Genomic DNA, 13,961 nt, shown 5'->3' with positions numbered 1-13,961 from the left:
ATGGAAGCACAGCCCGTAAAGACACGAAACTGGAAGAATTTTTACCGCAAATACAGGGGATTTTTTTACATCCTGCCGTGGATCATCGGATTCATGATTTTTAAGTTTTATCCATTTATCATGTCCCTGTTTTACAGTTTTACTAACTACAGCTTATTTAAACCGGGAACGGAATTCGTCGGTCTCGACAACTACTTAAGTATATTTCATACGAAGAAATACATAAAGGCATTTAAGGTTACGTTTCAATATGCGTTTCTTACGGTGCCGCTGAAACTGGCATTTTCCCTGTTCATCGCATATATCTTGAATTTTAAACTGAAATTCGTCAAAATGTTCCGGACCATCTACTATATTCCTTCCATCCTGGGAGGTTCCGTGGCGATCGCAGTCGTGTGGAAATTCATTTTCCAGGGAGACGGTTTGATCAACCAGTTTATCCAGATGTTTGGCGGTGAAAAGATTAATTTCCTCGGAAGCACGCACTACGCGCTCTTCGTCATCTGCCTGCTCCGCGTATGGCAGTTCGGTTCCGCCATGGTGATCTTTCTCGCCGCGTTAAAGGGCGTTCCGCAGGAGCTTTACGAGGCCGCCTCCATCGACGGAGCCGGCAAATGGAGACAGTTTTTCTCCGTTACAGTACCGCTTATTACGCCGGTTATTTTCTATAACCTGATCACACAGCTCTGTGAGGCATTCCAGGAGTTCAACAGCGCATTTATCATCACGAAGGGCGGACCGCTGGGATCGACGACGCTGATCTCCCTGTTAATTTACCAGAATGCATTCCGTACGTATGAGATGGGGCTTGCCAGTGCAATGGCGTGGCTGCTGTTTATCATCATCTGCACTCTGACTGTGGTCTCCTTTGCCAGCCAGAAGTACTGGGTGTATTACTCGGATGATGAGAGATAAGGGGGGGACGATAGAGATGAGTAAGAAAACTAGAGAACAGGTCAGTACCGTGGTTCGCTACACCGTTCTGATCCTGGTAGGCTTCGTCATGTTTTACCCTATGCTCTGGATGGTGGGCGCATCTTTTAAGGCGAGCAACAATGAGATTTATTCAACCATCAGCTTTCTTCCGAAGAGTCCGTCGTTTCAGGCTTACATTGACGGTTGGACCGCGACAGGCAATCCATACAGCCTTTATCTGATCAATACCTTTAAGATTGTCATACCGAAGGTGATCGGAGCGGTGGTGGCCAGCGTCGTTACGGCGTACGGCTTTTCCCGTTTCGAGTTTCCGGGAAAGACTTTCTGGTTCTCCATCCTGCTGGCGACTCTGTTCCTGCCGCAGGTAGTGCTTAACATACCTCAGTTCCTCTTATTCCGGACATGGGGCTGGACGAATTCCTATCTGCCGCTGGTGGTTCCGGCCTTCTTCGGAGCCGAGCCGTACTTCATCTTCATGCTGGTTCAGTTCATGCGGTCTGTATCGCGGGAGCTGGAGGAAGCGGCAGAGATCGACGGCTGCAATTCCTTCGAACGGCTGGTCTACATCGTGGTGCCCATGGTGAAGCCAACCATCGTTTCGGTGGCGCTGTTCCAGTTCATGTGGGCGTTTAACGACTTCCAGGGACCGTTAATTTATATCGACAGTGTAAAGAAGTATCCGACTTCCCTGGGGCTCCGTCTCTTGACGGATGCGGAGACAGGCTTTGAGTGGAATAAGGTTCTGGCGCTGTCAGTCATCACCCTGCTTCCGTCTCTGATCGTATTCTTCCTGGCACAGGATCAGTTCGTGGACGGCATTGCGGCAGGCGGTGTAAAGGGGTAAGAAAATGAAAGCAAACGTGATTTTTAAGACTTCCCGGAAGTTCCTTCTGGAATGGGAGGACTTCGGAGTCTTCTATACAGAAAAAGAGTATGAAGTATGGCTGGATGACCGGTTCGTCTTAACAAGCAGCCGCGTCATCCAGACCGTGTCGGGCCTTACGCCCGACACGGAGTACCGCGTATCCCTGCGGTGCGGCGGAGAGATTTATGCGGAGTTTTCGGTCCGTACCGACTATGAGTTTGTCACGCTGAACGTTCGGCGCTTTGGAGCAGAGGGCGACGGAATCCATGACGACACACTGGCCATCCAGGCGGCGATCGCCTCCTGTCCGAAAGACGGGAGAGTGTTTATCCCGGAGGGAACGTATCTCGTAACCAGCCTGTTTTTAAAGAGTGACTTCACGCTGGATATCGGGAAGAACGCCGTGCTCCTGGGCCATGCAGAACGGGAGCGGTTCGGCGTGCTTCCCGGCATGATTCAGAGCTACGATGAGACAGCGGAGTACAATCTCGGATCCTGGGAGGGAAATCCCCTCGATATCTTTACCAGCATGATTACGGGAATCCATGTTTCAAATGTGGTGATCACAGGAGAGGGAACCCTGGATGGGAATGCCACCTTTCAGGACTGGTGGGAGGACGACAGGGCGAAAATCATCGCATTCCGGCCACGTATGGTATTTTTGAACCACTGCGATCACGTGGTGCTTCATGGGGTCACCGTGCAGAACAGTCCTTCCTGGAATATCCATCCCTATTTTTCAGATGATCTCCGTTTCCTGGATTTGACCATCTTAAATCCCTGGGATTCCCCGAATACAGACGGCATGGACCCCGAATCAGTGAACGGTCTGGAAATCGCCGGAATCTATTTTTCCCTGGGCGACGACTGCATTGCCCTTAAGTCCGGAAAGTATTATATGGGCCATAAATACAAAGTTCCGTCACAGAACATTGAGGTGCGCCAATGCTGTATGAACAACGGGCACGGCGCTGTGACCATCGGAAGCGAGATGGCAGCGGGCGTGAAACACGTCCATGTGAAAGACTGTCTGTTCCTGCACACCGACCGGGGACTGCGGATCAAGACGAGACGGGGAAGAGGAAAAGACGCCGTCGTCGAAGATATCTGTTTTGAAAATATCCGCATGGACCATGTGCTGACGCCCTTTGTTCTGAATTCCTACTACAACTGCTGTGATCCCGACTGCCATTCGGATTATGTGAAATGCAAGTCGCCGCTTCCGGCAGACGAGCGGACCCCATCGGTGAAGCAGATGATTTTCCGAAATATTGAGGCGCATAACTGCCACGTGGCCGGAGCATTTATATACGGACTGCCGGAGAGGAAGGTGGATTACGTGGAGTTTGACCATGTGACCATTGATTACGATGAGAACCCGGAACCAGATGAGCCCGCCATGATGGATGACATCCAGTTGACTGCAAAAATGGGCCTCTACATCAACAATGTACAGGAACTGGTTTTAAACGACGTCTCCATAAGCGGCTGCGATGGGGAACCGCTGCTTTTGAAGAACATCGATAAAATAACCGGAAATTCAGGCTTTACCACGGAAGGAGAACAGACATGAGCATGACGATTGCCGCTACGGCAAGTATATCCGCAGGCGGGGATGATCCCATCCTGTTTCGGGGACCGTTTGAAGAGACGATTCCCCAGATGGCTGCGCTGGGGTACCGCGCCGTGGAGCTTCACATTTACGACTCGGATCAGATCGACAGAAAACAGTTATACCGGCTTTTGGAAGAGAACCACGTGGTCCTCACCTCCATCGGCACAGGCTCTGCCTACGAGAGGGACGGAATCTGTCTCGGCAGCTCGGATCCTGAGAAACGGGCTGCTGCCATCCGCCGCCTGATCGGGCACATGGTGACAGCCGCTCCATTTCATGGTATAGTTATCATTGGTCTCATCGCGGGAAGATTTTCCGACTGCGGTCAGGATGGAGAAGCATTTAAAAGAAATCTGACGGAGAGCTTAAAGCTCTGTGCGAAAGAAGCAGAGGTTCACGGCGTAACCTTGGGCTTCGAGGTGATGAACCGGCTCGAGAGCGATTATGGAACCACGATCAAAGAGGCATTAGAGCTTCTTCGCGCGGTCCGCTCTGACCGGCTGAAGCTTCACCTGGATACGGTACACTTAAATATTGAGGAAGATGATATCGGGAAAGCCATCGAAAGCGCCGGCGCCGCCATCGGCCACGTCCATGTGGCGGATAATAACCGCTGGTATCCGGGACATGCGCACTATAATTTTGTAGAAACACTGGCAGCCTTAAGCCGCGTGGGTTACAACGGCGCGCTGGCACTGGAAATCACGAATGATCCGGATACGGAAACAGCCGCCAAAAACAGCCTCTCCTACTTAAACGCAATTCTTGAGACACTATAAAAACGAGGGTTAGTTCCCTCCGGGAGGTTTTATCTTGCTGTTAAAGAAGTTTTTCAAGTTCGTAATTCCATCTATCGTATCCATGTGGATATTTGCTCTGTATACCATGGTGGACGGAATGTTTGTGGCATGGGGAGTCGGTGAGCGCGCGCTGGCATCGGTGAATCTTTCCATGCCCTATGTGATCTGCATTTTTTCCATCGGCCTGCTGATGGCGACGGGGACCTCCACGCTGATTTCCATTGCGCTGGGACAGAAGAAGGAAGAGGAGGCGAGCAGCTTATTCTCCATGAATCTGGTCGTCTTAACCATCGTCTCCCTTGTGGTGACCGTACTCACGTTTCTGTTTCTGGAGCCTCTCGCCGTGTTTCTCGGCGCCTCGCCGGACAACCTGGAGTACGTAAAGAGCTATGTGGGAACCATCGGGGCCTTTGCCGTATTTTTTATCCTGTCCTATAATATGGAGGCGCTGGTGAAAACGGATGGAACGCCTGTCGTTTCGACGATCGGTGTCATGGTGTGCGGACTGACCAATGTCATTCTGGATTATGTCTTTGTCATGGTATTTCACTGGGGCGTCTGGGGAGCGGCATTCGCGACCGGACTGGCTCAGGTCGCCTCCACAATCATATTCTTTACATATTTTGCACGTTTTCGGAAGAAACTCTGTTTCCGCAGATTCAAATGGAATCCGGGCGTTTATAAAAAAATCATTCCCCTCGGCCTGGCTAATGGATTCACGGAGCTTTCGGGCGGTCTTGTGGTGTTCCTGTTCAATCAGACCATTCTTCGCGTGATCGGGGAAAGCGGTATCGTCAGCTATACGGTCATTTCCTATATCAATACCCTGGTGCTGAACACTATGGCAGGGATTGCCCAGGGGATGCAGCCGGTTACCAGCTACCATTACGGCGCCAGGGAACCCGGTCAGTGCCGGAAGCTCTTAAAGTATTCGCTCCTGATGGAGGTGATCGTGTCGGTGGTCTATGTATTTGTCCTGGAACTGTTTCCGCAGATTTTTGTCGGCGCATTTCTGGACAGGGGGGATGGCGAACTGTTTGCCTATACCATGAGGGCGCTGCGCCTCTATTCGCTGTCGTTTTTGTTTCTTGGATTTAATGTGGTATCGGCCGGTTACTTTACGGCAATGGAGCGGCCCTGGCAGTCCTTTGCCGTATCGGCGGGAAGAGGACTGTTCTTCCTGGCTGCGGCTCTTGGCGTCATGGTCGTTCTCCTGGGAGAGAACGGAATCTGGCTTTCGCCGGTCGTCTCGGAATTTATCTGCGCCATCCTGGCGGCGGTATTTTTCCTTCATAAAAAGGCAGGCCCTGTGAAATAAGGAAGTGAAGCGGGCAGGCAGGATGTTTCTTTAACGGGACATCCTGCTTTTTTGTTGACATTACTTCGATATCGAAGTATTATAGAAGAAAAACATTCGATATCGAAGTAAATCGGGAAAGAGAGGCCGGACCATGATCTATGAGGGCGAGGAAAAGTTAAAAAAGCAGGCGGAAAACGGATTTCCAAAAGGGATTACGAAGATCTGTGACAGTGTATATTTTGCTTTGGGATATGGCGGGAGCACATGCACACTTGTGATAGGAGAGGAGTCCTGTATTCTGGTGGATACGTTAAACGGCGTTGCACCGGCCAGGGAAGCCAGGAAAGAGTTTGAGAAGCTGACAGATAAGCCAATCCGGACGATCATTTACACGCACTATTTTCATTTTGACCATACCTCGGGCGCTTCCGTATTCGCAGGCCCTGATACGCGGATTATCGGGAGAAAACCGACGTATCCCCAGTATGGAAGGACCGGTCTGATTAAGGACATCTGCGGCGTGCGCGGGGCGAGGCAGTTCGGTGTCGGTTTAACGCCGGAGGAAAACATCTGCGTGGGAATCGGGCCGAGAAATGAAATCAACGGAGAAAAGGGCAGTCTTCCGTGCAGGGAGTTCTTCGAGGAGGAACTGCTGGAGCTTGAAATCGACGGTACGAAGGTCGTTCTCGCAGCCGCCCCGGGGGAGACGGACGATCAGATCTTTGTCTGGTTCCCTCAGCACCGCGTTCTATGCTGCGGCGACAACTATTATGAATCCTGGCCTAATTTATACGCCATCCGCGGCGGCCAGTACCGGGACATCAGCGGCTGGATCGATTCCCTGGATAAAATGAGGGAGTACAGGGCTGAGTATCTGCTTCCCGGTCACACCAGAGCCGTGATTGGAAGCGTGGAGGTGGAGACAACGCTTAAAAATTACCGGGATGCGCTGGAATACGTGCTGACGGAGACGCTTCGCGGCATGAACGAGGGCCGGACACCGGATGAACTGGCTGACAGCGTCCGTCTTCCCGAGCACCTGGCGTCACTTCCCTATTTACAGGAGTACTACGGAACCGTGGAGTGGTCTGTCCGGTCCATTTATACCGGTTATCTGGGGTGGTTTGATGGAAATCCAACGAAGCTGGGGCATATGAACACGAAGGAACGGGCAGAAAAGACCGCAGCTATGATGGGAGGCGCCGGTCAGGTGCTGGCTGAGGGAAAGGCCGCCCTGGAGCGTGGAGAGGCGCAGTGGGCCGCGGAGCTGTGTGATATCCTGTTAGACTGCGGCCAGGAGATGGAAGCGGCCTCCTGTCTCAAGGCCGATGCGCTGACCGAGCTTGGCCGGAGACAGACGAGCGCCAATGCCCGCCACTATTATCTGGCGTGCGCCAGACAGTTGAGGGGAAAAGGCGAGGCCCTTAAGCTGAACGGCGCCATGCTGGATGTGGTGAAAAAGCAGGAAGAAAAGTCATGATCGACAATACCTTTACACTGATCAGCCGCATAGATGGAGAGATACGCCATTTCATTGCCGAAGAGCTGGCGAAGGACGGCATCACGGATATCGTGCCCTCACACGGCGCCATCATTTTGGAATTGATGAAGCATGGGCCTCTGCCCATGAACGAACTGGCGCATGACATTGACAGGACGCCTCAGACCGTGACCCATCTCATAAAGAAGCTTGTAAAAGCCGGTTACGTGGAGACCAGGAAGGCACCGGAGGACAATCGGGTGACAATGGCCGCATTGACAGAAGCGGGAGCCCGTCTTGCTGCTGCGCTCTGCTGCATTTCCGAAAAAATCTATGACCTCCAGTACAATGGAATAAAGGAAGATGAGATTGCAGTCCTGCGCGGAGCATTAGCACAAATGTATGCAAATTTTACGGGAAACACAGACAGGTCTGAATAAACGTGTCACAGAATCTCCTGTATTTCCAAAGACCATCCGGGGCCGCCATACATGTAGGATTCAGTAAGCGCCACCGTATGCAGACGGCCGTCAAGCCTGACGGTGGCCGGAATGTCTTTCTTAACGTATTCCAGCGAGATAGAGCTCTTTTGACAGTAGGTTTCCAGAACTGTGAAAAACTCTTCCGGAGTACCCGGTTTTTCCTCCAGATCTATGAGGAGAATCCTTCCGGCCGCACCGCTGTTTAAATCTTTAGCAACAGATTTCAGATATCGGTACTCCGCTTCCCACAGCAGCAGAAGCACTACGGTACTGGTCAAAAACATGACCTGGATGGAACGAGGGATTTGCTGTGCCAGAAAAAACAGGCAAAACAGGAAAATATAGCACCAGGCCAACGCGGCTGCACCGCGAAAGAACGAGGAGTTCAGCCGTGCAGGCCTGGTCTTTACAATGTACATAGAATTCCGCATGTTCAGGTTCCTTTTCCGGAATCACTCTGATCAGAGTCTGCATGTCTGCCTCTCCTGCCCTTTTCTTCTTATTTTGTTCCCTTTCCGTTTTTTATCCTCATATCAGGGATTTGTTCCAGATGGGTTTATTATAAAGGAAGTGTCGGAAAATATCCATGAGTTTTCGGTAAGTGGCAGTTTTTCAGGGGTAAGCGGCAGTCTCGGGCAGCGTTTGAATATCTGCAGCCGTTTTGAAAAAGTGACATTATTTCATAAAAAGGTTTTTTTAAGCGGAAAAATCTGGTATGATAAAAATCAGGGAATTAAGCTTCTCAGAATGAATTCTGATTTTGAAATTTTATATTGATTTATAGAATAATATTTAGTATATTATGTAATAGGTTATCTTAGGCCAGACTTGAAAGGGGAATTGTGATGATAAAAGTAGCTGTAGATGCCATGGGCGGCGATTATGCACCGGCTGAGATGGTAGCAGGTGCCGTGCAGGCGGTGAACGCGAACAGGGAGATCTCCGTTCTCCTGGTAGGGCAGGAACCGGCAGTAGCTGAGGAGCTGAAAAAGCATAACTTTCCGGCGGAACAGATACAGATTGTTCCTGCAACAGAGATAATCGAGACGGAAGAACCTCCGGTGAATGCCATACGAAAGAAAAAAGACTCTTCCATTGTGGTTGGCATGAATCTGGTGAAAAAGAAAGAAGCGGATGCCTTCGTTTCAGCCGGCAGTTCCGGCGCCATATTAGTTGGCGGTCAGGTCATTGTCGGAAGAATCAAGGGCGTGGAAAGACCTCCGCTTGCGCCGTTAATCCCCACTGAAAAGGGCGCGTCTCTGCTGATTGACTGCGGTGCCAATGTCGACGCCAGGGCTTCCCATCTGGTACAGTTTGCACGCATGGGCTCCATCTACATGGAACATGTGATGGGGGTGAAGAACCCACGGGTCGCCATCGTCAATATCGGGGCAGAGGAAGAGAAAGGAAACGCACTTGTTAAGGAGACGTTTCCGCTTCTCAAGGAATGCAGGGACATAAACTTCATCGGAAGCATTGAGGCGAGGGAGATTCCGCATGGCGGCGCAGATGTTATCGTATGCGAGGCATTTGTAGGCAACGTAATCCTGAAGCTTTACGAAGGAGTAGGTGCCACTCTGATCAGTAAGGTCAAGAGCGGCATGATGGTGAACTTAAGAAGTAAGATTGGAGCACTGCTTGTAAAACCAGCGCTTAAGGAGACACTGAAATCCTTTGATTCGTCTCAGTACGGAGGAGCACCGCTTCTCGGTCTGAACGGTCTGGTGGTGAAAACCCACGGGAATTCCAAGGCAAAGGAAGTGTGTAATTCCATTCTTCAATGCATGGCCTTTAAAGAACAGGGGATTAATGATAAGATAAGAGAGAGCCTGACTGCTGAAAATCAGGAAAATAAAGAATAGGAGAGAGGAAGGGAAAAGATGGAATTTGAAAAGTTACAGAATATTGTCGCAGAGGTACTTAACGTTGAACCGGAGGAGGTAACCATGGCTTCTACATTCGTAGATGACTTAGGTGCAGATTCCCTGGATGTATTCCAGATCATCATGGGTATCGAAGAAGAATTCGATATCGAGATACCGTCCGAGGTAGCGGAGAAGATCGCTACAGTCGGTGATGCGGTAGAACAGATTAAGAACGCGCTGAATTAATAGATGTGGGTGTTGCAGGGCGGCATTATGCCGCCTGTCCGCAACACCTTCTTTCATAGTAAAGGAAAGAGGACCGCAATGAACAAAAAACTGAATGAGCTGGAAGGGCGGATTGGCTACCGTTTTTCGGACAGGCAGCTGCTGACAAGGGCCATGACCCACAGCTCCTACGCCAACGAACACCGTTTAAACAAGCTGGAATGCAATGAGCGGCTGGAATTTTTAGGTGATTCCGTGCTGGAGGTCGTTTCCAGCGATTTTTTATATCACAAATATCCGGATAAGCCGGAAGGGGATTTGACGAAGATCCGCGCCAGCATCGTATGCGAACCGACGCTCGCCTACTGCGCCGAGGACATTGAATTAGGAAATTACTTACTGCTGGGAAAGGGAGAAGAGGCGACCGGCGGACGCGGAAGGGCTTCAGTCGTATCGGACGCCATGGAAGCGCTTATCGGCGCCATATATCTGGACGGTGGTTTTGCTAATGCAAAAGAGTTTATCCTTCGATTTATCATGAACGACATCGAGCATAAACAGCTCTTTTTTGATAGCAAGACTATCTTGCAGGAGATCGTACAGAGTCAGACGGAAAAACCGCTTGCCTATGAACTGCTGCGGGAAGAAGGACCCGATCACAATAAGATCTTTGAGTCACGGGCTCTCATTGGAGAAGAAGAGATCGGGCGGGGGACCGGAAGGACGAAAAAGGCTGCGGAAGCAGTAGCCGCCTATCACGGAATTTTAAAGCTTAAGAAAATGGAAAAGGAAAGGCAGGCATAGACGCCTGCCAACATAAAGTATGTATTTAAAAAGCATTGAGATACAGGGCTTTAAATCATTTGCCAATAAGATCGTGTTCGAATTTCATAACGGAATTACCGGCATCGTGGGACCTAACGGCAGCGGAAAGAGCAATGTCGCCGACGCGGTTCGCTGGGTGCTGGGAGAGCAGAAGGTCAAACAGCTTCGAAGCTCCAGCATGCAGGACGTCATCTTCTCCGGCACGGAGACAAGGAAGCCTCAGGGCTTTGCCAGCGTAGCCATCACCCTGGACAACTCCGACCACCAGCTGGCCATCGATTACGATCAGGTGACGGTCACGAGACGTGTCTACCGTTCCGGTGAAAGCGAGTATATGATCAACGGCAGCACCTGCCGTCTGAAGGATATCAACGAGTTGTTCTACGATACCGGTATCGGCAAGGAAGGCTACTCCATCATTGGACAGGGCCAGATCGACAAGATATTAAGCGGTAAACCGGAGGAACGGCGGGAGCTCTTCGACGAGGCGGCCGGAATCGTAAAATTCAAGCGGAGAAAAGCCATCGCCCAGAAGAAGCTGGAGGATGAGAAACAGAATCTGGTCCGTGTAACCGATATTCTAACGGAGCTGGAGAAACAGGTCGGCCCTCTGGCAAAACAGTCCGAGGCTGCGAAGGAGTATCTGCGTTTAAAGGAAGACTTAAAGAAATACGATGTGAACCAGTTCCTGCTGGAAACCGCCGGAACGCGCAGCCAGTTAAAGGAGACGGAGGAAAAAGCAGCCATCGTATCGAAGGATTTGGAAGATACGAGGCAGGCTTCTGAACATATCCGTGTGGAATATGAGACCCTGGACGCCCTTTTATCCGGGCTGGAGGCAGCCGCAGGCGAGGCCAGAACGGCTCTTGGCGAGACCAACATGGAAAAGGGCACCCTCGAAGGCCGTGTAGGCGTGCTGAATGAGCAGATCAACACGGAAAAGATGAACGCGGAACACATTGGGAAGCGAATGACAGCGATCCATGGGGAAATCGCGGATAAGAAGACGAAGGTCTCCGCCTATGAAGAAGAACGAAGCGGCATTGCCGCCCAGGTTAAGGAATCCTTAGAGCGTCTGGCCGCGGCCGAAGAGGCGCTTAAGGAGAAGGATGAGGAGATCCGGGCGCTGGAAGAAGAGATTGAATCCGGCAAGGGCAGCATCATCGACACCTTAAACGAGAAGGCATCCATTAACGCCAGACAGCAGCGGTATGAAACCATGCTGGAACAGGTAAATGTCCGGCGTTCCGAGGTGTGTCAGAAGCTTTTAAAGTACAAAAGCGACGAATCGGAGCAGGATGGCCAGTTAGATGAATTAAACCGTCAGCTGGAAGAGATCGAGGCAGAGATCGCCAGTCTTGGAGACGCCCAGGCGGCGGCTGAGACGAGGACGGAGGAGCTGGAACACGAGGTCCGCCGTCTGAACAAGAATTTAAACGACAGGCAGCAGGAATACCACACCAGCTATACGAAGCTGGAATCACTGAAGAATATAGCGGAACGGTATGAGGGCTACGGCGGAAGCATCCGCCGCGTCATGGAGGTCAGAGACCGCATTCACGGCATCCACGGCGTTGTAGCCGATTTAATCACCGTTCCGAAGAAGTATGAGATCGCGGTGGAGACGGCGCTGGGCGGAAGCATCCAGAACATTGTGACGGATTCCGAGCAGACGGCAAAGCAGCTGATCGAATATCTGAAGAAAAACCGGTACGGAAGGGCGACCTTCTTACCGCTTACGAGTATCGGCAACAAAAACACCTTTAATCAGGACAAGGCGTTAAAGGAACCCGGTGTCTTAGGACTAGCCAACAGTCTGGTGGAGACAGACGGCCAGTATGAAGGGCTGATCCGGTATCTGCTGGGGCGGGTCGTGGTGGTGGATACCATCGACAACGCCATTGCACTGGCCAGGAAATTCCAGTATTCTCTGCGGATCGTTACCCTGGAAGGCGAGCTTTTAAGCGCGGGCGGTTCCATGACCGGCGGTGCGTTTAAGAACACCAGCAACCTGCTGGGCAGAAAGCGCGAGATTGAGGAGCTGGAAGGAGCCTGTACCAAGGCGCTGACCGATGTGGACCGGATCGAACAGGATCTGGTGATGAACGAAGCGCTCCTGGCCGAAAGCCGGGAAGAGCTGGAATCTTTGAAATCCAGGAAGCAGGAGAGCTATCTGCGCCAGAATACGGTTCGCATGAGCATTTCCAGGACCGAGGATAAAAAGGAAGAGATCCGGGAATCCTATGGCGATCTGGAACGCGAGAACAGCCAGCTGGAGGATCAGATCCGGGAGATCGGCAAGAGCCGGAACGAGCTGGCTGGCGAGGTCATCCGGCTGGAGAGTCAGAATCAGGATATCAACAGCCGTCTGGATTCCTGCCACGAGCGTCTTGACGCGGCCAAGGCAGAACGGGAGGACGCTTCCAAAGCGCTCTCCACCGTCCAGCTGGAGGCGTCCGGACTCAAGCAGAAGGATGACTTCGAACTGGAGAATATCCGGCGGGTCAGGGAAGACGTCCGCCGCCTGGAGGAAGAGCTTTCCGGTCTCTCCGGGGGCACCGATGACTCCAACCTGGTTATCGAAGAAAAACAGGCGGAAATCGCCGGATTAAAGGCACAGATTGAGAATACCGTTATACGTGCCGCCGGCCTTGAGGCCGTGATCGCGGAGAAGACGGCAGAGAGAGAGGAAAAGTCGAGACAGCAGAAGGAGCTTTTCCAGAAGCGAGAAGAACTTTCCGACCGAATGAGCCGTCTGGATAAGGATTTATTCCGTTTGCAGAGTCAGAAGGAGAAGCTGGAGGAGCGCCTGGAAACTTTAGCAAACTACATGTGGGATGAGTACGAGCTGACCTATTCCGCCGCACTGGAGCTTAAGGGCGGGGAGGAGGAATCTCTGCCGGAGATCCGAAAGCATATCGCCTCCTTGAAAGAAGAGATCAAAAAGCTTGGCAATGTCAATGTCAACGCCATCGAGGATTATAAGGAAGTATCGGAGCGGTATGTGTTCATGAAGACCCAGCACGACGATCTGGTCACGGCGGAAGAGACGCTGCTTAAGATCATCGAGGAGCTGGACACCGGCATGAGAAGGCAGTTTGAGGAGAAATTCAGGGAGATTCGCACCGAGTTCGACAAGGTGTTTAAGGAGCTCTTCGGCGGCGGCCGCGGCACTCTGGAGCTGGTGGAAGATGAGGATATCCTGGAAGCGGGCATTCAGATTATCTCCCAGCCGCCGGGCAAAAAACTGCAGAACATGATGCAGCTTTCCGGTGGAGAGAAGGCCCTGACAGCCATTGCGCTGCTGTTTGCAATTCAGAACTTAAAACCGTCTCCGTTCTGCCTGTTGGATGAGATCGAAGCGGCGTTAGATGACTCGAATGTGGACAGATACGCAAAATATTTACATAAACTGACGAAATATACACAGTTTATCGTTATCACCCACCGTCACGGAACGATGGTGGCTGCAGACCGTTTATACGGTATTACCATGCAGGAGAAAGGCGTTTCAACGCTTGTTTCGGTAAATCTGATAGAAGAAGATTTAGATAAGTAAAAGGAGGCC

At 51.4% G+C, this 13,961-nt stretch carries 12 protein-coding genes; 11 read left to right on the top strand and 1 reads right to left on the bottom strand.

All coding sequences use genetic code 11. The features are described 5' to 3' along the window. From DFR60_RS13505 to DFR60_RS13475, 7 genes are all read left to right on the top strand, one after another. A complete protein-coding gene (locus tag DFR60_RS13505; protein ID WP_110323347.1) occupies nucleotides 1-915 on the top strand; it encodes a carbohydrate ABC transporter permease in 915 nt (304 codons plus the stop codon). A gap of 16 nt (nucleotides 916-931) precedes the next feature. Continuing rightward, complete coding sequence (locus DFR60_RS13500) at nucleotides 932-1,780, top strand: carbohydrate ABC transporter permease (protein ID WP_110323346.1); 849 nt, start codon at nucleotides 932-934, stop codon at nucleotides 1,778-1,780. 4 nt (nucleotides 1,781-1,784) lie between these two features. Then, nucleotides 1,785-3,374 (top strand): glycoside hydrolase family 28 protein, encoded by a 1,590-nt coding sequence (locus DFR60_RS13495; RefSeq protein ID WP_110323345.1) that lies wholly within the window; start codon nucleotides 1,785-1,787, stop codon nucleotides 3,372-3,374. After that, entirely contained in the window at nucleotides 3,371-4,195 is an 825-nt protein-coding gene (locus DFR60_RS13490; protein WP_110323344.1) for a sugar phosphate isomerase/epimerase family protein, read from the top strand. Before DFR60_RS13495 ends, DFR60_RS13490 begins: the two co-directional genes overlap by 4 nt. 34 nt (nucleotides 4,196-4,229) lie before the next feature. Further along, complete coding sequence (locus DFR60_RS13485; RefSeq protein WP_110323343.1) at nucleotides 4,230-5,534, top strand: MATE family efflux transporter; 1,305 nt, start codon at nucleotides 4,230-4,232, stop codon at nucleotides 5,532-5,534. A 133-nt stretch (nucleotides 5,535-5,667) separates the two neighbouring features. Beyond that, nucleotides 5,668-6,996: an alkyl/aryl-sulfatase gene (locus tag DFR60_RS13480; RefSeq protein ID WP_110323342.1), complete on the top strand. Its 1,329-nt coding sequence runs from the start codon at nucleotides 5,668-5,670 to the stop codon at nucleotides 6,994-6,996. After that, nucleotides 6,993-7,436, top strand: coding sequence for a MarR family winged helix-turn-helix transcriptional regulator (locus DFR60_RS13475; RefSeq protein WP_110323341.1), 444 nt, complete (start codon nucleotides 6,993-6,995; stop codon nucleotides 7,434-7,436). Before DFR60_RS13480 ends, DFR60_RS13475 begins: the two co-directional genes overlap by 4 nt. A 5-nt stretch (nucleotides 7,437-7,441) precedes the next feature. Here DFR60_RS13475 and DFR60_RS13470 read toward each other — a convergent pair whose 3' ends face one another. Further along, nucleotides 7,442-7,909: a DUF4318 domain-containing protein gene (locus DFR60_RS13470; RefSeq protein WP_110323340.1), complete on the bottom strand. Its 468-nt coding sequence runs from the start codon at nucleotides 7,907-7,909 to the stop codon at nucleotides 7,442-7,444. A 414-nt stretch (nucleotides 7,910-8,323) separates the two neighbouring features. Here DFR60_RS13470 and plsX point away from each other — a divergent pair, with 414 nt between their 5' ends. From plsX to smc, 4 genes are all read left to right on the top strand, one after another. Continuing rightward, nucleotides 8,324-9,340 carry a phosphate acyltransferase PlsX gene (gene plsX / locus DFR60_RS13460; RefSeq protein ID WP_110323339.1) on the top strand — a complete coding sequence of 339 codons (1,017 nt, stop codon included), beginning with the start codon at nucleotides 8,324-8,326 and terminating at the stop codon, nucleotides 9,338-9,340. 18 nt (nucleotides 9,341-9,358) lie between these two features. Continuing rightward, nucleotides 9,359-9,589: an acyl carrier protein gene (gene acpP / locus DFR60_RS13455; protein WP_002604200.1), complete on the top strand. Its 231-nt coding sequence runs from the start codon at nucleotides 9,359-9,361 to the stop codon at nucleotides 9,587-9,589. Nucleotides 9,590-9,667: 78 nt separating this feature from the next. After that, nucleotides 9,668-10,372 carry a ribonuclease III gene (gene rnc / locus DFR60_RS13450; protein ID WP_002604199.1) on the top strand — a complete coding sequence of 235 codons (705 nt, stop codon included), beginning with the start codon at nucleotides 9,668-9,670 and terminating at the stop codon, nucleotides 10,370-10,372. A gap of 19 nt (nucleotides 10,373-10,391) precedes the next feature. Then, nucleotides 10,392-13,952: a chromosome segregation protein SMC gene (gene smc, locus DFR60_RS13445; RefSeq protein ID WP_110323338.1), complete on the top strand. Its 3,561-nt coding sequence runs from the start codon at nucleotides 10,392-10,394 to the stop codon at nucleotides 13,950-13,952. Nucleotides 13,953-13,961: the final 9 nt, after the last annotated feature.

The sequence above is a fragment of the Hungatella effluvii genome (assembly GCF_003201875.1).
In the GTDB taxonomy this organism is placed as follows: Bacteria; Bacillota; Clostridia; order Lachnospirales; family Lachnospiraceae; genus Hungatella; species Hungatella effluvii.
This window is presented reverse-complemented; position numbering and strand designations above follow the sequence as displayed.